The organism is Lutibacter agarilyticus (assembly GCF_900188235.1).
In the GTDB taxonomy this organism is placed as follows: domain Bacteria; phylum Bacteroidota; class Bacteroidia; order Flavobacteriales; family Flavobacteriaceae; genus Lutibacter; species Lutibacter agarilyticus.
In genome coordinates this window covers 141,214-160,216 of record NZ_FZNT01000001.1, presented here as the reverse complement: position 1 = coordinate 160,216, position 19,003 = coordinate 141,214, and the positions used below count along the sequence as shown (strand labels likewise).

Sequence of the window (19,003 nt, the reverse complement as noted above, 5' to 3'; positions counted from 1 at the left end):
GTTCTTATTTTGTTTATATATTGTAAAAAATGTAGTCAAATATAACCTTATATCACTTTAAACTAAAGTGTTAAACGCGTTTGTTATAGATAAAAAGACATTCGTTTTATGAAAAAAATCAAAACTAATAGCTATAAATTTGTCTTTTATTTTGATGAAGAACTCTTATAGATTATAATTTGGATACACTCCTCCATCGTTATTAGATTTGTAAGCAGCTTCAACAATTGCCATTGAATGTACTACATCTTCAACACTTGTTGGTAATTCGGTTGTTGCACCTTCAACAAAACGCATTAACGAAGCCATAGTACCTACAAACGCATCTGGAAACCAAGACCCTTCCAATTCAACCTCAACCCACTTTGGTTCTTCACCTTCTTTTACAATACAATATTGAAACAAATCTGGTTTTCCGTTTGGATAATCTAACAACAATCCAATTCTTGCTTTAATGGCTCCTTTTGTGCCTTCCCATTTCACAAAACTCTCTTGATTTTTCTCACCAAAATTATGATCGTGGTTGGTATTAATAATCGCTCTCATACGATCACTATAATCCATAATTGTAGTTGTACGAGTTGACGACATTGGTTTTGCTGGGTTTTTTAGTGTTTTAGAATACACCTTCCCTGGATTCCCTAAAAATGAACGAATTAAATCGATATAATGAATACTATGTTGTTGAATTTCTAAACGTGGATGATTTACCACGTTTGGAAAATATTCCCATGGTGTATAAGTTGTTAAACGCACTTCAAAATCGTACAATTCACCAATCAAACCTTGTTTTATTAAATATTTTGCAGCCATTACATAAGGAGCAAAACGCATTTGACAATTAATAGCAGCTTTTAGTTTTTTTCTTCGGCATACTTCTAAAATCTCTAAGGTTTGCTCATAATTATCTCCCATTGGTTTTTGAATTAAAACCGCTGCTTCATTTGGTAATAATTCCAAAGTAGCTACAAACTGATTTGGCATTAATGTTAAATCGAAAACAGCATTTTTTGGAGCTGCTTCAACCATATCTTCTACAGAATCATAAACATTTGGTATATTAAATGACTTTGCTAAATCTATTGCGCGTTGTTTTGTTCGGTTGGTAATTCCTTCCACCACAAAACCTGCATTTTTATAAGCTGGTAAATGCGCATCACGAACAATTCCTCCTGCGCCAATAATATAAATTGGACGTTTTTCTTTTGGTAATTCTGGTTTATATTGTAATTCCATCATTATATATTTTCTACACGATCTATTTCTAATTGAGCTTTATCTAAAATAGTTTTAATGTCTTTGGAAGTATTTATAACTTCTAAAACCAGCTGATCTATAACATCGGCAATTTCAGACCAATTACTTTTTCTAGGAAGTGACCGTGTGTTTTTATGCAACTCTTCTAATTTGTAATAATAAGGAACTTCATTATTAACATCTGTATCGTGCCAAGTAGATTTTCTACAACCAATAGCACCTTCTAAAGTTAATAGCTTATCGTTTGCTTGGTTTACTGCAAATTTAATAAACTCATAGGCTACATCTTTTTGTTTACTTCCCGCTCCAATCACATACATCCAATAGGCATTTAACGAAGTACCTTCACCCGTTGGACCCGCTGGGACATTTGCAATATCAACATTGCCTTTTACTTTTGAATCTTCTAAAAACTCACACATTGAAGCAAATCCAAACCAATTAACCATCATTGCTAAATTTCCATTTGCAAATGCCATTCCTGATTTCACAGAATCAAATTCGCAAGAATCTGGATGAATTGCCTTGGTGTTTTTTAAAGCTTTTCTGTAAAATTCCATTCCTTCAATAGCTGCAACAGAATTTAGTTTTATCTTTTTATCCTCATCAAATAATTCTCCATTTCTTGTCCATAATTGTAAACAGAAATCAAAAACTGTGTTATGCCCATCAGGATATGCCGCAAATGTAGTACCGTATAAATTTTCTTCAGGTCTATTAAAAAATTCAGCAACCTCCATTAAATCGTCCCAAGTTTTTGGAATTTCTAAAGGTTTACCGTATTCTCTATAATACGCAACACCTTCTTCAATAGATTCAAATAAATCTTTTCTATAAATTAAACATTCTGGACCATCGTGAAAAGGCAATCCAACAATTTTATCATCAAATTCTTGTTTGTATAGTAACGATCGAGACCAACCATTTGGAAAATCTTCTGGTGGATTTTTTTCAATGTAAGAAGTTAAATCTTCAACTGAGTTAGAAGTAAAAGCCTCTGTAATACAATCTGTATTTATCAACGAAACATCCCAAACTCCATTTTTTAATCCATCTTCTTTTAAAATGGTATCATACAACGGATGTAAATCTAGCGGAACTGCTTCCAACTCTAATTTACACCCTGTTTTTTTGCAAAATAATTTCCAAATCTTTTCTATTGAAGATTCAAAAGCATCAAATTTACGTACAGCTATTCTGAATTTATTTGATTTCATTAACCTTCAATTAATTCTTTTAAAATTAAATCTGTGTGTTCTCCTAACATTGGAGAACCTAATGATGAAGTTAAATATTCTCCATCAATTTTAATTGGGCAACGTGTAGTTTCGTATTCAAAGCCATCTCTCATTGTTACCTTCTGAATCATATTCAACACCTTAAACCCATCTTGAGTAAATAAAGTATCCCAATCCATAATATTTGCACACCAAATATCTGCAGGTTCTAAAATTGACAACCATTTTTCGGTAGTATCTGTAGCTAAATGATCTGCCAATGCTTTTTTAATAGCATCTCTTTCTATAAACCAACTTGCAGGTTCTGGGTAGTTTGTTAATTCTTTACAACCTAACAATTCACCTAAAAATGGAATTGCACCCATTGCCAAGGCTAAATAACCATTTTGAGTTTTGTACACACCATAAGGCGCTCCTAAATATGCGTGTGCACTATTTGATTTTGGACGAACTGTTGGAGCTCCACCATCGTGATAAAAAGTTGTAATAGATTCAAATTGAAAATCTAAAATTGACTCTAACATACTTACTGAAACTTTACTTCCTTCTCCAGTTCTAGCCTTTTTTAATAACGCAGCTAAAATACCTTGTACCAAATGAGCTCCAGATAAAATATCAACAACTGCCAATCCAACAGGCGTTGGCCCGCTACCATCAACACCATTTAACCACGTTAAACCTGATAATGATTGTACTAATAAATCTTGTCCTGGTTTTGCTTTCCAAGGACCTTCAGAACCGTATCCTGAAATATCTCCGTAAACAATACTAGGATTTATTTTTTTGATAGTATCATAATCAAACCCTAAACGTTCAATTACACCTGGTCTAAAATTATGAATTAACACATCTGCTTTTTGAACTAATTTTAAAACTCGTTGTTTGTCAATTTCGTTTTTTAAATCGGCTTGAAAACTTTCTTTGTTTCTATTTATCGCTCTAAAAACAGAAGATTCTCCGTTTAAAATAACATTTGAAACGTATAATTGGCGACAAATATCACCAGTTTCTGGTCGTTCAACTTTTATTACTCTCGCTCCTAAATCTGCCAATCGTAATGTTGCAGAAGGTGCTGATAAAAACTGACTTAAATCTATAATTAATATATCTTCTAATGGTTTCATGCTACTATAGATTAAATTCTTTAATAATACCCTCCGTATGCTGACCAACTCTTGGTGCTGGTTTACTTGCAAATAAGCGTTCATCATTCACTCTAATTGGACAACGAGTTGTGTGTACTTCTTCACCAGAAAGTAATTGTAAACGTTGATCCATTTGAAGCACTTTATATGCTTCGTGATTTAACAACTTCTTATAGTCGTACACATCAGAACACCAAATTCCTGCTGGTTCTAATATAGCCAACCACTCAACTGTTGTTTTATCAATAAGAAAAGAGCGTAAAATGTCCATTATTTCATCTCGGTCTGTAAACCAAGAATCTGAATCAGTATACACAGCTAAAGCATCACATTTTAAAACTTCTCCTAAAGTTAACAATGAACCCATTGCTAAAGAAATATAGCTATCTTTCGTTTTATAAACACCATAAGGCGCACCCAAATAAGCGTGTGCATTACCTTGTTTTGCTCTTACTGGTTTTTGATTTCCATCATTCAAATACGTTGTAATTACTTCAAACTGAAAATCTAAAGTAGATTCTAATAAGCTTACTTCAACCAAAGCACCTTTATTTGTTTTTTCACGACGCAATAAACTAGCCAAAATACCGTGTGCTAAATGCGTTCCTGTAATAATATCAGAAAGTGCAGCGCCAACTGGTACTGGATCATCATCTTTATCTCCAGATAAATTTGCAAAACCAGACATAGATTGTACCAATAAATCTTGACCTGGTTTTTTTGCCCAAGGTCCCTCAGTTCCATAACCTGTAACTGTAGCATATATCATTTTCGGGTTTATTGCTTCAACGGTTTTATAGTCTAATCCTATTTTCTCCATAACTCCCGGACGGAAATTATGAGTCATAACATCAGCTTGTGCTATTAATTTTTTAACACGTTCTAAATCTTCTGGATCTTTTAAGTTGGCTGCGTAAGAATCTTTATTTCTATTTGCTGTATGAAAAACCAAACTGCTACCATCTAAAAATAAATTTTTTAATGCAATTCCTCTACCAGCTTCACCGCTTCCTGGTCTTTCAATTTTTATAACTCTAGCTCCTAAATCTGCTAATTTTAATCCTGCGGAAGGTCCCGCCATAAATTGAGCAAACTCTAAAACTAAAACACCTTCTAATGGTCTCATTTTATTATTATTTTTTGATAATTAAAAAACATGTCACTTCGAGTGATTTTTAAGGTACGAGAAAAATTGTATCGAGAAGTCGATCTCATAGTTGAAAAGTTCTCTATACATTTTTTTCTTCACTTCGTTACGAATAAACCACTCGAACTGACGTAACTAGTTGTTCAGTTTTATTCAATCTCTAAAGACTTTTTATAAATTATATTCAACTCTGTTAACAAACTTTTTTCATCACCACCATTCATCAAATAATTTCTAATTGGTGTTCCTGCTCTATCTTGAAAATACATATGGCCGTTGTAACGTGGACGTAAAAATGCTCTATCCAATCCTGGCAATGTATTTTTAAAGAAGTTTGCCGTTAAGCTATTTGTATGCTCATCTGTCCAAGCTTTTCTGTGACCTGGCTGCCCTCCATTATCAAAGAATACTGTTTTCTGACATTCCTCAGAACCTACATATTCCACATATTTCATAATAGTTTCTAATTCTGTAGCTTTTGCTGAAACTGCCAAACCTGTTCCTCCTAAAGTTGAAATAGCGCCAACACCATTAATTTCTACCATATCGTGGAAATGTAATAATTTACGTGCATATCCATTTCTACTATAATTTGTATATCCATAAGCCCAAGGACAGTATGCATATTTATCGGTTTGCGTCATAGCTTCATAGACTTTAATTGGATTCCAATCAAAAATTTGAGGATCCATTTCTACCGCTAATTCACGTAACATTTTTAATGCTTTTATTCCTACCTCTTCACTAACAACGTGCTCTTTTGAAGTACAAACTTCTTCACCTAAATTACAACACATCATATAAAAATTCATCAATGTATCTTGAGGGATTCCAGGCATAATCACCAACCCTTTTTTAGCAAGAGCTAATAAATCATCATAATTTTTAGGTAATTCTAATCCTTTTTTTTCTAAAATATCAGGACGACTTGAAGCTACCGGAGTTGCCGCATCTACAGCCAATGCCCATTGATGTCCGTTTGAAGAATAACTTTCGTGTGAACGACCAACAGAATTTTGTGCTAAATCTTCTAAAAATTCTTTTGGCAAGTATTCATCCAAAGGTAAAATAACATTATTCTTCCCTGCAAAACCAGCCCAGGGATGATCAATAATTAACAAATCGTACCGTTTAGCTAGTTCGTTAATTGGCTCATCTGCAAATGCTTGCAAAGATCTTTTTTCCCAAGTAATTTCTACATTAGGGTTTAATTCTGAAAAACGTTGTGCCGTAGCAACCATTGAAGTAAATCCACGACTATGATTCCAAGTAATCCCTTTTAATTGCACTTTTTTTGTACTCATTTCTATTTTATTTATTAATGTGTCATTCCTGTTTCTGAACCTTGCATACTTCCATATGTCATAACAACAAATGAAATAATTAATATAGCTAAGGCAATTAATAATGTTCCATAAGTACGCTTGCTAACTTGCGTCCATTCTTTCATAATAATTCCAACTATATAGCTAAAGAAAATTAGCATTGACATATGAATTACCCAACTAGCAAACTTGTAAGCTCCCATTTGAACATGTCCTATTCCGTAAAAGAAAAACTGCCCGTACCACAAAGCACCACTTAAAATTGACATACCAAGATTTAAAAAGAAATGCTTTTTACCAATCCCTTTTAAATCAACCAATTCCTTTAATGTTCCATTCTTAAAACCTGCAATTCCAAACCAAATAAAGTTTGTTATAAATGCACCTCCTGTTGAAAGAATTAAATTTGCATTGCCTTCAAAATTACCAGCACCGTAGTTTCCTGCAATTTCAGCAACTGGAGCACCAACTTCTAAAGAAATTCCAAAAACAGCTGACAAAACCCCAGCGATAATAGTTAGCGTTAGCCCTTTTTTCATATTAAATGTTAAAGGTTCACTTGCATTTGCATTATTAATTTTTAAATCTTTCTCTTTTCTATAACCCGCAACTCCGCATACAATAATACCTAACAGCGCTAAAAACATTCCAAAGAAAATAGTAACACCTCCAGGCCCATTAAATTTCTGCATCAATTCTCCGTGCATAATTAACGGTACAATTGTCCCTAAAATAGCCGAAATACCAATAGATATGGTATAAGTTAAAGAATACCCAATATGTCTAATTGCAAATCCAAAGCACATACCTCCAAAACCATAAACAGCACCTAATAATGTTGCATTTATTAATACTTGAGAAGATGCCTCAGTAAAAACTGACAATAAATTTGGGACCGTTAAAAAACCAATAAGAAAAGGAAAAATAAACCAAGCAAAAGATGCCTGAACAATCCAATAAGAGTCCCAAGACCATTTTTTTACTTTTTGATATGGAACATAACAAGTGGATGCTGCAACACCTCCTACTGCATGAATTAAGGTACCTAATAATGGGTTTGACATAGTTGTTTATTTAATTACTTTAAAATTTCATATGCAAAACTACTTTTTATATATGAAATACACAAGAACAAAAATAGATTTATTAAATTTACAGTCTATTAAAAGTAATATGACAGAAAATACACAACCTAAATATAACACTCCAGCACTTGACAAAGGCTTAGATATTATAGAATTTTTATCAAAAGAAGGTATTCCTTTATCTCAAGTAGAAATTGCTCAAGGTATAAACAGAACTCCTAGTGAAATATACAGAATGCTGGTTTGCTTAGAAGAAAGAGGCTATTTAACAAGAGGTTCCAATGCTGGAAAATATAGACTTTCGTTAAAAATGTATAGTCTATCTCACAGACATACACCTTTTGATGAATTAAAGCGTGTTGCACGTTATCCAATGCAATCATTATCTGAAACTACACGACAATCGTGTCACTTAAGCATTATGAATAATGATCAATTATTGATTATTTCTCAAATGAGAAGTCCAAGCGCCGTATCACTGTCTATTGAAGAAGGAACTCATTTTCCACTTTCTAAAACTACATCGGGGAGTGTTTTATTATCGATGCTTTCAGAAAAAGAGCGAATGGAAATTTTATCTAGAGATGCACATTACCCCAAATGGAGTAAAAAGGAACAACAAAATTTATTAGATTTTATAGACAAAGTTAAAAAAGACGGTTACAGCTACTCTGATAGTAAATTAACGAGTGGTGTAACTGATATAGCAATTTCTATTGGAGATAATGAATCTGAATTAATTGCAGTTTTAGCTATTTCGATATTTACTTCGAGCTTAGAAACAGAACAAAACATGAAAGATATTTTAATTGCACTTCAAAAAACACAACAAGAAATAAATAAATATATAGGAAGTTAAATTGCAATAATTTTACTTTTATAAACCACTCTCAATAAACTGATTTAAATTTAATTATTTAAATCAGTTTTTTTGTTTTTTATATTTTCATCAGGAAAAAATCTAAATTTTCAATAAAAACAGGCTTTTTACAAACTTGTCTAGTATAAGTCTAGTTTCATAAATATAATATTTTATATGTAAATTATATTTTTACATATAAATTATATAGTTTTGTTTCAAATGTGAAATACACTTCATTAAAATTGCAAGTTAAATTTAAAAACCCTTCTAAATATCAACTTAAAAGTATGTCTAAAAAAAGTAATTATATAGTTCGCATTGCACTTATTGTAGCTCTTAGCTCAGCATTAATTATTGTACCAATGCATATTGCTGAAGTTGTTCCTTCGGAAAAAAGAGGACAATTAGTTTCTTTTAACAAGCTGAATATAGTAATTGGAATTTCTTTAGCTTTTTTCACAAACTACTTAATTCTTAAATGGAAAAATTCAGATGTGGTTTGGGCAGCATCACTTGGTTTAGGAAAATGGAATTGGAGATGGACCTAGGTTTAGAAGCTTACAAAAACACCAATAACTAGAAAATTCAATAAAAAACAATAGATATGTTTCAATATAAAAAAATAGAAAGATTGGGAATTATCACTTTAGAAAAATCCCCAGCAAACAGTTACGATATCCACTTTTTCAATGAATTTGAAACCATTTTAAATACTATTGAAAATGATCAGAATATTGCCGTTTTGCTTTTAAAAAGTGGTATTCCTAAATTTTTCTGTGCTGGTGCCGATATCAAAGTTTTTGCAAGTAACACAGTAGTACAAAACAACGAAATGGTAGCTAAGGCTAATAAAATAGCCAAAATAATAAGTACAAGCACTAAAATATTTATTGCTTTTTTAAATGGTCACACATTGGGTGGCGGATTAGAATTGGCAGTTGCTTGCGATATTCGCTTGGCTTCAAACAAAAAATTCTTAATAGGCTTACCTGAAGTTAAACTAGGACTAATGCCTGGTAATGGCGGAATTCCAAGATTGGTAAATGCTGTAGGGTATTCTTATGCATTTGAAATGGTTGTTTCTGGTAATCCAATTAATTCAGAAGAAGCATTTAGAATTGGTTTAGTACACAAATTATACGATGAAAAAACTGCCGAGGAAGAAGCTTTGACATATGTAAAGAATCTTTCCAAAGGTCCAAAAACAGCAATGGCAACCATAAAACAAACTTTTGCTGAAGGAGTTGGAAAAAACATACAAGATTTCCTTCAATTAGAAACCAATATGGTTAAAACTTTGTACGATACATTTGATGCTAAAGAAGGATTTCAATCATTTATAGAAAAAAGAGAACCAAAATTTGAATAATAAAATAAACCAAACATGAATCAAACAGACATTCAACATTATCGTTGTTATATCAACGGAGAATGGTTAGACGATAATACAAGAGAAGTTATTGAAGTAGAAAACCCTTCAAACAATGAAGTGTATGCAACCGTTACTGCTTGTACTAAAAACGATGTTCAATATGCATTGGAAACTTCTGAAAAAGCTCAAATTAGCTGGGCGTTAACACCTGCAAACACAAGAGCACAACATATTATTGAAATTGCAAACAAACTAAAAGCTGAACGCGAACATTTTGCCAAGCTTTTGGTGCTAGAACAAGGAAAAACCTATCCTGAAGCATTGGGTGAAGTTGATGATACAATTACATACATGACCTATTCTGCGGAAGCAGCTCGTAGAATTCAAGGCGCTATTTTTCCTGCGGAACAACCTAATAAAAGACTTTCTATATACAAAGTACCTTATGGAGTAACTGTAGGCTTATGTGCTTTTAATTATCCATTAGCTTTAATTGGAAGAAAAATTGGCCCGGCTTTAGCTACTGGAAACACCATGATTATTAAACCACACGAATTAACTCCAACAACTGCTTCAGAATTTTGTCGTTTAGTTGATGAATCTAGTTTACCTAAAGGTGTGATAAATATGGTTTCAACAAAAAGTGCTGAAGCTGCTTCATTATTAGTTGAAAGTCCTATTACTAAATTAATTTCGTTAACAGGAAGCACAAGAGCTGGTAGAGCAATGTACCGTGCTGCTGCCGATAATATTACTGGTTTAATTTTAGAATTAGGAGGAAAAGCGCCATTTATTGTTTGTGCTGATGCTGATATTGATAAGGCTGTTGAAGCTGCAGTAATTTCACGCTATGCAAACTGCGGACAAGTTTGTATTTGTAATGAAATGGTTTTTGTTGATGAAAAAATTGCTGATGAATTTACCGATAAAGTTGTAAAAAGAACTCAACAAATTAAAGTTGGAGATCCTTTTGCTGAAGGTGTGCATATGGGACCAAACGTTAGTAAATTTGGTTTAGATCGTGTAAATAATTTAGTGCAAGAAAATGTAAATAAAGGTGCTAAACTTCTTTTAGGAGGAAACAAACCTGAAGGTGCATACTTTGAAAAAGGGAACTGGTACGCTCCTACTATTTTAGGAAATGTTAAAGGTAATGATCCAACAATAAGCGAAGAACTTTTTGCACCTGTAATGCCAATTGTAAAGGTAAATGGTTTTGATGAGGCTGTTGCTTTGGCAAATAACAGAGAAGAAGGTCTTTCTGCATATTTATATACAAACGATTATAGATTGCATCAAAAAGCAATTGACTCTTTAGAAGTTGGAACAATTTTTATCAATCAACAAATTATTGGTAATATTCAAGGTTACCATTCCGGACATAAAACTTCAGGAAATGCTGGTGAAGATGGTGTTTTCGGAATAGACCATTATCTTCAAAAGAGAACTATTTATTTAAACTACGAATAAACAATAGTATGGAAATAGGAATATTTTGGGTATTACTAGCTGCAATAATGTTAGGATTTTATGCCTTTCCAAGTAAGTTTGTAAAAAATTACGAACTCGAGAATTTATGGGGCGTTTTTTGGTTACTTGCAATGTTTATTGTGCCAATTAGCTCAACAATTCTATTGGTTGATGATTTAGGTGCAACCTATAAGCAAGTTCCAAATTCAATTTTTACATCAATTTTTCTCTTAAGTATTTTATGGGGAATTGGTAACTTATTGTGGGGTATTAGCATTTCAAAAATTGGAATGGCTTTGGGCTTTTCATTGCTGATTGGGGTTTCAACTTTAGCAGGTTCTATTCTACCTTTTTTTATGGGAGGAGCTGATAAATTAGCAACTACTGAAGGAATGGTTATACTTGGTGGAATCTTTATTATTATGCTTGGAATTATAGCAAATGGTAAAGCTGGTTTACTTAGAGAAAAGAATGAAAACATAGCCACTAAAAAGGTTGAATCGAACAAAAATACTATGCGAAATGGTATTATTTTATGCGTAATTGGAGGTATTTGTGCGGCTGGTTTCAACCTTTCATACCACGTTGCAGATAATATTGGGCATATTGGTCAAATCTCACAAGCGCAATTTGGAAATTCACCTTGGATTGCACGCTTAGCGGTAATGCTTCCATCATTTATTGGAAGCGGAATTGCAATTATGATTTACTTCAGCATTCAACTCACAAAAAATAAAAGTTGGAAAAACTTCAACCATAAAAGCAGTTCTAAAAACATCTTATATCTTTTAATTATGGCGGTAGTTTATTGTGCTTCTCTAATCATTTACGGTTTAGGAGCTTATGAACTAGGACCTTTAGGAACTTCAGTTGGATTTGCAATATTTCAAACCGGGTGTATTATGGTGGCTAATTTATTAGGATTGTTTTCTGGAGAATGGAAAAATGCTGGTTCAAAAAGTAAAAAATGGCTATACAGTGGCCTCACAATTATGTCAATAGGAATTATAACAATTGCCGTAGGAAACGGTATTTAAAATCAATAAAGAATGAAATATAAAATTTTAATTTGTGCACTCATATTGTTTTCAAGTATGAAATTATTTGCACAACCAAGCACAATTAGTAATCATAATAACAACAGCCAATCCATCACTAATTTAGATGGTTATAAATGGAAAATGAAAATGATGCTTCCGGGGCAAGGTATAAAGGAAGGACTTCATAAATTACCTCCTGGAGATATTGAAACACTGGTTTGGAACCCTGCAAAAGTACCCGGAGATGTTTATACTGATTTATGGAAAGTAGGAGCTATTGAAGACCCTTATTTTGGAAGAAACAGTGTAAAAGCACAATGGGTTATGCAGTATGAATGGTGGTATTCTGTTCAGTTTAAAGTGAACCAAGATTTAAGCGATAAAGTGGCTAGATTGGATTTTGAATCTATAGATCACGAATGCGATATTTGGCTAAACGGTCATTTTATTGGTAGCCATAAAGGCTCATTTTCTTCTTTTTCATTTGATGTTAACGAAGCTATATTAACAAATAAACATTGGTTAAAAGCAACCAATATGTTGGTTATTAGGTTGGCACCACCACCACAAGTAAATGCAAATGTAGCGGGTTTAAAAACACCTTGGTTTGGCGATTATTGGAGAGATTTAATTCCGTTTGGTATCACTGGTTCTGTTGATTTAGTATTTACGGGGAAATCTAGAATTTTAGATGTGTATGCAAAACCGGTTGTTAAAAATGATAAAAATGCTTCAGTAATTTTTGAAATTGAAGTTGATAATACCGAAAAAATAGCCAAAGAAAAAAATATAACAATTTCATTTCAAGGAAAAAACTTTACTAGCAAAGAGCAAACAATAAGTTTTAAAGAAGTTATAAAACCAGGTAAACAAATCATTAAAAAAGAGGTGAAAGTTGAAAACCCTCAACTTTGGTGGCCTTGGGATTTAGGAAAACCAAATTTGTATGAAGCAAAAGTTTCTTTAGATGAAGGAAAAATAAACCAAGATTTTAAAAAGCTTACTTATGGATTACGTAAAGTTGAAATGGCTTGGAATCCAGGTTTTACAAAAGATGAAGTAAGCTTCCCTAGAACAACATTAATTAATGGAAAACCTATTTTTATCCGTTCAGCTTGTTGGGGTGGTCCGCCTGATATTTTTGTAGGGAGAACTTCTGAAGAAAAATACAGAAAGTTAATTGCCTTGGCTAAAGAAGCTAATATGAACAACATTCGTATTTTTGGATGGCACCCACCTGAAATTCCATTGTTTTACCAATTGTGTAATGAACAAGGAATTACTGTTTGGCAAGACATTATTCCTTTAGGTACAGGAAATATTCCTAACGAGCCTGAATTGTTAGAACGCATTTATCAGGAAGGTGAAAATGTCATTAAAAATAGAAGAAACAACCCATCAATTATTATGATGGAAGGTGGCGAAGAAATGTTGTTAAGAGCAAGTGATGCAGAATATGCAAACAATTTCTTAAAAACATTGGGCGACAGATATCAGGGAATGGTAGATTTACCATACGTGCCAGATTCTCCTTTAACTTGTGATGTTTCTAAAGAGGCTGGTTACAAACCAAAAGAGGCAGTTCATGCATTAGGCTATTTTTATCAAATGGGAAGGTGGTTAATGGAAGATTGGTATAAATCGTTAGATTTTCCTATTGTACCTGAGCTTGCCATTACATCTGTTCCAAATGTTGAAAATTTACAAAAATTTATTCCTGAAAATGAAATATGGCCTCCAGGACCAAGTTGGGGACACCATTGGGCAGATTTAGACCGATTAAGAATTCAGAATTTTGATGCTTTTGGAGATGAAAAAACAGGTTCTTTACAAGAGTTTGTTGATGCAACACAAGATGCGCAAGGAATTATTTTTCAATTGTCTATTGAACACTTCCGAAGAAATAAACCAAAAACTAGTGGAATAGCTTTATGCCATTTCATCACCTATTGGCCAGATATGAAATGGGGAATGATTGATAATTATTTAAAACCTAAACGTTCTTTTAATTATGTGAAAACAGCCTATCAACCTGTTTTGGTTAATTTCAATTTTGAAAAACGTAGATGGTTGAATTCTGAAAAATTTAAAGGTGAATTTTGGGTTGTAAATGATTATTACAAAGAATATAAAAATTGTAACGTTTCATATTCAATAGTAGATGATAATAAAAATGTGTTAAAAGAAGCGACTTTTAAAGTGGCTAAAATTGAAGAAAATAGTGCCAAACAATATTTTGAATTAGAAGCTGATGTACTTAAAAAGGTTCAAAATAATTTTTATGTAACTATGGAATTGACAGATGAAAACGGAACTATTTTATCTTCAAACGAATACATGTTTTTAATTGGAAATCAAAAAGAAGCATCTGAAAAATTCAAAGTCATGGGAGAAAAAATTAGAGAAAGAAATGGTATATATTCTTATGGAAACTACTATAAGTTTTTTGACATATTAACTGGAGAAAACGGTGAAGAATACGAAAGTGAAAAGGATATTATTAAGCCAAGAGGCTTTGAATAAATTGAGATTCTTATAATACACAAAAGCCCTTATTTGATTTTAAATAAGGGCTTTTTATTAGTTATTTTGTAATTCTCTATGTAAACTTATTAAAAAACAACAAGGTATCTTTAATATGCGCTTCCCAATAACTCCATTCGTGCTTACCTTCAAATTCCTGATAAATATGTGGAATATTTTCAGCAATTAAGTTTAAATGAAGTTCTCGATTATATTCAATTAACAAATCGTCTTTACCACAATCAAATCTAAAATTGGGTAGTTTTTCTTTATTTTGAAATAATAATTCAAAAACATCTTCATCTATTTTATTTTCTTGATTGTAATTACCTTCATTTTCTTCAACAAATAAATGCATTTGATTTTTATTTGTTATTGAAGAATGACCAGAAAAGGCTTTATATGTTGAAGGAAATTTTGCTCCTAAACGCAATGCTCCATAACCACCCATTGATAAACCTGAAATAAACAAATCTGATTTTTCACTCACACAATCTATATTTTCAATAACAGCTTGGTTTACATCGTCAACAATCCAACTTTCAAAATTTTTAGTATTGTGAGGTAAATAAGCAGATCCATCTCCCCATAAACCATCTGAAGGCATTGCTAAAACCATCGGTTTTATGAGTCCTTCTTCCATCATTTTTAACGCAGAGAGATGTACACCTGCTTTATGAGCCCAAATCCAAGCACTACCATAAACACCATGTAACAATGTCACAATTGGAATGTTTTTCAGATTGTGCCCTGGCGGAACAAATACACAAATATCGCCTCTCCCTTTTAAGTTTGAAGTTTTAACCGTAATAAAACGTAGATTATTACTTTCAAAGGCTGGGTTTGATATTTCAGTAGTTCTAAATTTTGATTTCATTTTAAACCTTAATTTACAATAATTGAATTGTCAGTTGCCTTTAAATCTCCTGAAATTGTTTTCATATTAATAGCGCCTTTTTTAGTAGACTGCACAAATATAACAGCTTGGCCATTAAATAATTTTCGTTGAGGTTTAGATAAGTTTTGAACATTTGTTGGATCTCCATTTCCTGATGCTAAAAATTGTGCTGCACCACTAACTTCAATATCCATATTTTCATTAAAGGTTGGACATAAATTTCCATTTTCATCAACTATAGAAATTACGTAAACACCAACTTCTCCAGATTTTATTGCATTTAATTCTGGTTCAATTTTTATAGCATATGGAGTTCCCGCAGTAATCTTAGAAACCTCTCCAACTTTTTTATTTTTCTTATTATAAGCAACTATCTTCGCTTCTCCAGATTCATATATCACATTTTCCCAAACAATGGAGTATGCTTTCATTTGAGCCATTGAAGTTCCTCCTGACGCTTCCTTTTCGATATTCTCTGCTAAAAATTCAGGAATTACAGGTTTAATTTTTGTTTTAATTCCATAACTTTTTCCGTTTACAAATAACTCTGCTTTTTCATAAGTTGTATAACAAACCACAGGAATTTCTTTACCTTCCATTGCTGGCAAAGTCCAGTGTGGAAAAAAATGCAATACATCAGCATCTTCATTCCATTCGCTTTGGTACAAGTAGAATTTGTCTTTTTCTAGACCAACCATATCAACTGGGGCAAAGTAAGAACTTCTAGATTTTGCAGTGTGATATGGCGAAGGTTCTCCTAAATAATCATAACCAGTCCAAACAAATTCACCATAAACAAAGTTGTTATAATCTTGTGAAGCAAATTCTTTATAAGGAGCATATCCCCAAGGAACATTGGTGTTTTCATAATTCCCTGGCTGACCGTCTTCATACAATTCTGTATTTAATGAAGTACCTCTTTTGCTTTGTGCAGGATCAAAAGTCACAGGGAATTTGTATGAATTACGTGTACTTAAAGAGCCTCCTGTTTCACTTCCATAAAACTTCAAATTAGGGTAAATTTCTCTAATTTTATGATAAATTCCAGGTTTATAGTTAAATCCAGCTACATCAACTATAGCAGCCATACCGCTTTTTAAAGCATTATTTGCTGAGTTGAATCCTGCTGTAGTGGCTCGTGTAGTATCTATTGACTTCACAATTTTATGTAAGTACTCCGTAATATTGTTAGGATCGTGTTTGTATTGCTCCATAATTTCGTTTCCAATACTCCACATAATAATACTTGGATGATTTCTATCTCGTAAAATCATATCAGTTAAATCTTGTTCAGCCCATAAGTCAAAATGTTTTGAATAACCGTTTAGTACTTTTCCTATTTGCCACTCATCAAAAGCTTCGTCAATAGCTAATATTCCCAATTCATCACAAATATCCAACGCTTCTGGAGCAGGAGGATTGTGTGAAAAACGAATAGCATTGACACCCATTTCCTTCATTTTCATCATTTGTCTCAGAAATAATTCCTTATGAAAGGCAGCACCAACAGGTCCAAAATCGTGATGCATATTCACTCCTTTGAATCTTACTTTTTCATCATTTAAATAAAATCCGTCTAATTCAAATCGAATATTTCTAATTCCAAATGTTGTTGAATAGGTATTTATCTCTTTTCCCTCCTTTAAAATAGAAGTTTTTAATTGGTATAAATGAGGTGTTTTAAGATTCCATAATTTCGGCTTTTTAACTGTAAAATCTTCTGAAATTTTTAGTTCACCATTTATATTAACTTCTGTTGATTTTTTAGTGACTAAAACTCCTTCAGAATTAAAAATTTCATTAATTACGGTACAATTTCCTTCACCTAAAATTTCTAAATCTAAATGAACTTGTGCGCTTTTTTTAGTTATTTGTGGTGTAGAAACAAACGTCCCCCAAGTTTTTACATGTGTTTTATTAGTTTTAATAACTGACACTTTTCTGTACAAACCGGCTCCTGGATACCAACGAGATTGACTGCTGAAATTTTCCAACCTAACAGCAATTACATTGTTACCTGGATTTAATAATTTAGTAATGTCAAAATGAAAAGAGATATATCCAAAAGGGCGTTCGCCGGCATATTTACCATTCACATAAACTTTAGCATTGCTCATTGCACCATCAAAAAGCAACTGTACTTTCTCTTCTAAATCTTTTTCTGAAACAGTATAATTTGTTCTGTACCAACCAATACCAACATATGGTAAAGCTCCTGTTCTTCCAGTTCTATACTTTGGTTTGGTTTCTCCATCTTGAATAACCATTGTTAACTGAATGTCATGGGTGAAATTGAAATCTTCTTGAACAGCCCAATCATGTGGAATAGTTACAGACTCCCAATTATCATCATTAAAGTCAGTACCTTGTGCATTTCCGTAATCATAATTGGTGAACTTCCAATTTTTTAACAATTCAGTTTCTTGTGCGGTACTATTCAATGTTGCCAAAAAAACTAATAAACAAATAATGTGTTTCATATTTTATATTTTGAAGTATTCTATAATTGGTTTTCTCTTAATTTATTCAAAAACAATGACTCCTTTGGCATTTCTACCTTTAAGCATATCATCAAAAGCTGTTTCTAACTCTTCCAACGGATAAGTTCTTGTAATCATTTCATCTAACTTAATTTCACCATTTTTATAATGATTGATTATTTTAGGAAAATCTGTTTGAGGATTGCACTTACCGTACAATGGATTTATATAAATTTTATCCCACTCAAACAATTCCATATCAATTAAAACTTTTTCTTCAATTCCACTCACCTGAACGGCTGTACCTGCATTTCTAATCATTGCAAGTGGCGCAGCTCCTAATGCCGGAATTGCTGTACACTCAAAAGCATAATCGGCACCTCTACCATTGGTCATTTCTTTTACTTTTTCGGCAGCCTTCAATAAACCTTCATCATTTATATCGGCTAAAATAGTATGAGTTGCTCCAAATTCAACCGCCATATCTAAACGTTGTTGGTTGATATCTATCGCTATAATTTTTGCTGCTTTTGAAACTTTAATTCCTTGAATTACGTTTAATCCTACTCCACCAGTTCCTAAAACTACTGCTGAAGATCCTTCGGTTACTTTCGCTGAATTTACTGCCGATCCAAAACCAGTCATAACTCCGCAACTTACAATACTTGCAGCACTAAACGGCATATCTTGAATTGGATTTAAAACCACTGCAGATTCTTTTACCAAAGTATATTCTGAAAGCGTTCCTATATTAAATGAACGTTCTATCGAATTTCCATTCCAAGTGGTTCCTTCAATATGCGCATGACCATCCGTATAACCATTTCCACCAGCAACAACAGGTGAATTATTTTCACAAATATGTTCGTTTTCATTTTCACATTGAAAACAAGTTCCGCAAGGTGTTGCCCAATTTAAAATGATTGAATCTCCAACTTTTACGCTTTTAACCTTAGGTCCAACTGCTTTAACTACACCTGCTCCTTCGTGTCCCATTACAATAGGTTTACCCCAATTTAATGAATCGTGATCTGTATGGCATAAACCAGCCGCTTTTACAGCAACTAATACCTCATCATCTTTTGGATTTTGCACTTCAATGGTTTCAATAGCATAACTTCCATCTCCTTTTGCAATTGCGGCTTTACATCTTAAACTCAT

At 32.7% G+C, this 19,003-nt stretch carries 15 protein-coding genes; 6 read left to right on the top strand and 9 right to left on the bottom strand.

The genetic code is table 11. The annotated features are described in order from the left end of the window. Positions 1-165: 165 nt before the first annotated feature. From CHB67_RS00595 to CHB67_RS00570, 6 genes are all read right to left on the bottom strand, one after another. Positions 166-1,239, bottom strand: a complete 1,074-nt coding sequence (locus tag CHB67_RS00595) for a Gfo/Idh/MocA family protein (protein ID WP_245813378.1) — start codon at positions 1,237-1,239, stop codon at positions 166-168. Next, on the bottom strand, positions 1,239-2,474 hold the full coding sequence (locus tag CHB67_RS00590; protein WP_089379800.1) for an ABC transporter substrate-binding protein: 1,236 nt from the start codon (positions 2,472-2,474) through the stop codon (positions 1,239-1,241). The genes CHB67_RS00595 and CHB67_RS00590 overlap by 1 nt, the downstream gene beginning before the upstream one ends. Next, on the bottom strand, positions 2,474-3,619 hold the full coding sequence (locus tag CHB67_RS00585; protein ID WP_089379799.1) for a CaiB/BaiF CoA transferase family protein: 1,146 nt from the start codon (positions 3,617-3,619) through the stop codon (positions 2,474-2,476). Before CHB67_RS00585 ends, CHB67_RS00590 begins: the two co-directional genes overlap by 1 nt. Positions 3,620-3,623: 4 nt before the next feature. Beyond that, entirely contained in the window at positions 3,624-4,766 is a 1,143-nt protein-coding gene (locus CHB67_RS00580; RefSeq protein ID WP_089379798.1) for a CaiB/BaiF CoA transferase family protein, read from the bottom strand. Positions 4,767-4,936: 170 nt separating this feature from the next. Continuing rightward, complete coding sequence (locus CHB67_RS00575) at positions 4,937-6,091, bottom strand: ABC transporter substrate-binding protein (RefSeq protein ID WP_089379797.1); 1,155 nt, start codon at positions 6,089-6,091, stop codon at positions 4,937-4,939. 14 nt (positions 6,092-6,105) lie between these two features. After that, a complete protein-coding gene (locus CHB67_RS00570; protein WP_089379796.1) occupies positions 6,106-7,176 on the bottom strand; it encodes an L-rhamnose/proton symporter RhaT in 1,071 nt (356 codons plus the stop codon). A 52-nt stretch (positions 7,177-7,228) separates the two neighbouring features. On the opposite strand from CHB67_RS00570, the gene CHB67_RS00565 reads away from it, so the two are divergent. From CHB67_RS00565 to CHB67_RS00540, 6 genes are all read left to right on the top strand, one after another. Further along, positions 7,229-8,056 carry an IclR family transcriptional regulator gene (locus CHB67_RS00565; RefSeq protein ID WP_176461177.1) on the top strand — a complete coding sequence of 276 codons (828 nt, stop codon included), beginning with the start codon at positions 7,229-7,231 and terminating at the stop codon, positions 8,054-8,056. A gap of 290 nt (positions 8,057-8,346) precedes the next feature. Continuing rightward, positions 8,347-8,607 carry an MFS transporter gene (locus CHB67_RS00560; RefSeq protein WP_141119663.1) on the top strand — a complete coding sequence of 87 codons (261 nt, stop codon included), beginning with the start codon at positions 8,347-8,349 and terminating at the stop codon, positions 8,605-8,607. 56 nt (positions 8,608-8,663) lie between these two features. Next, complete coding sequence (locus CHB67_RS00555) at positions 8,664-9,428, top strand: enoyl-CoA hydratase/isomerase family protein (RefSeq protein WP_089379793.1); 765 nt, start codon at positions 8,664-8,666, stop codon at positions 9,426-9,428. Positions 9,429-9,443: 15 nt separating this feature from the next. Beyond that, positions 9,444-10,901: an aldehyde dehydrogenase family protein gene (locus CHB67_RS00550; RefSeq protein WP_089379792.1), complete on the top strand. Its 1,458-nt coding sequence runs from the start codon at positions 9,444-9,446 to the stop codon at positions 10,899-10,901. Between the two features lie 8 nt (positions 10,902-10,909). Continuing rightward, on the top strand, positions 10,910-11,938 hold the full coding sequence (locus tag CHB67_RS00545) for an L-rhamnose/proton symporter RhaT (protein WP_089379791.1): 1,029 nt from the start codon (positions 10,910-10,912) through the stop codon (positions 11,936-11,938). A 12-nt stretch (positions 11,939-11,950) separates the two neighbouring features. Continuing rightward, the gene (locus CHB67_RS00540) at positions 11,951-14,464 is read left to right on the top strand and encodes a glycoside hydrolase family 2 protein (RefSeq protein ID WP_089379790.1); all 2,514 of its coding nucleotides are present in this window, start codon (positions 11,951-11,953) and stop codon (positions 14,462-14,464) included. A gap of 76 nt (positions 14,465-14,540) precedes the next feature. On the opposite strand, the gene CHB67_RS00535 is transcribed toward CHB67_RS00540, so the two are convergent. Genes CHB67_RS00535 through CHB67_RS00525 form a run of 3 tightly spaced genes read right to left on the bottom strand, consistent with a single transcriptional unit; the run spans position 14,541 to position 19,003 of the window. Then, positions 14,541-15,341 carry an alpha/beta hydrolase gene (locus CHB67_RS00535; RefSeq protein ID WP_089379789.1) on the bottom strand — a complete coding sequence of 267 codons (801 nt, stop codon included), beginning with the start codon at positions 15,339-15,341 and terminating at the stop codon, positions 14,541-14,543. Positions 15,342-15,349: 8 nt separating this feature from the next. Next, positions 15,350-17,842, bottom strand: coding sequence for a glycoside hydrolase family 2 TIM barrel-domain containing protein (locus CHB67_RS00530; protein ID WP_089379788.1), 2,493 nt, complete (start codon positions 17,840-17,842; stop codon positions 15,350-15,352). 42 nt (positions 17,843-17,884) lie between these two features. Beyond that, positions 17,885-19,003, bottom strand: a complete 1,119-nt coding sequence (locus CHB67_RS00525) for a Zn-dependent alcohol dehydrogenase (RefSeq protein ID WP_089379787.1) — start codon at positions 19,001-19,003, stop codon at positions 17,885-17,887.

Coding starts and splice junctions, on each gene's coding strand:
- CHB67_RS00595 (WP_245813378.1), bottom strand. CDS start 1,239: ATGATGGAATTACAATATAAACCAGAATTACCAAAAGAAAAACGTCCA.
- CHB67_RS00590 (WP_089379800.1), bottom strand. CDS start 2,474: ATGAAATCAAATAAATTCAGAATAGCTGTACGTAAATTTGATGCTTTT.
- CHB67_RS00585 (WP_089379799.1), bottom strand. CDS start 3,619: ATGAAACCATTAGAAGATATATTAATTATAGATTTAAGTCAGTTTTTA.
- CHB67_RS00580 (WP_089379798.1), bottom strand. CDS start 4,766: ATGAGACCATTAGAAGGTGTTTTAGTTTTAGAGTTTGCTCAATTTATG.
- CHB67_RS00575 (WP_089379797.1), bottom strand. CDS start 6,091: ATGAGTACAAAAAAAGTGCAATTAAAAGGGATTACTTGGAATCATAGT.
- CHB67_RS00570 (WP_089379796.1), bottom strand. CDS start 7,176: ATGTCAAACCCATTATTAGGTACCTTAATTCATGCAGTAGGAGGTGTT.
- CHB67_RS00565 (WP_176461177.1), top strand. CDS start 7,229: ATGAAATACACAAGAACAAAAATAGATTTATTAAATTTACAGTCTATT.
- CHB67_RS00560 (WP_141119663.1), top strand. CDS start 8,347: ATGTCTAAAAAAAGTAATTATATAGTTCGCATTGCACTTATTGTAGCT.
- CHB67_RS00555 (WP_089379793.1), top strand. CDS start 8,664: ATGTTTCAATATAAAAAAATAGAAAGATTGGGAATTATCACTTTAGAA.
- CHB67_RS00550 (WP_089379792.1), top strand. CDS start 9,444: ATGAATCAAACAGACATTCAACATTATCGTTGTTATATCAACGGAGAA.
- CHB67_RS00545 (WP_089379791.1), top strand. CDS start 10,910: ATGGAAATAGGAATATTTTGGGTATTACTAGCTGCAATAATGTTAGGA.
- CHB67_RS00540 (WP_089379790.1), top strand. CDS start 11,951: ATGAAATATAAAATTTTAATTTGTGCACTCATATTGTTTTCAAGTATG.
- CHB67_RS00535 (WP_089379789.1), bottom strand. CDS start 15,341: ATGAAATCAAAATTTAGAACTACTGAAATATCAAACCCAGCCTTTGAA.
- CHB67_RS00530 (WP_089379788.1), bottom strand. CDS start 17,842: ATGAAACACATTATTTGTTTATTAGTTTTTTTGGCAACATTGAATAGT.
- CHB67_RS00525 (WP_089379787.1), bottom strand. CDS start 19,003: ATGAGTTTAAGATGTAAAGCCGCAATTGCAAAAGGAGATGGAAGTTAT.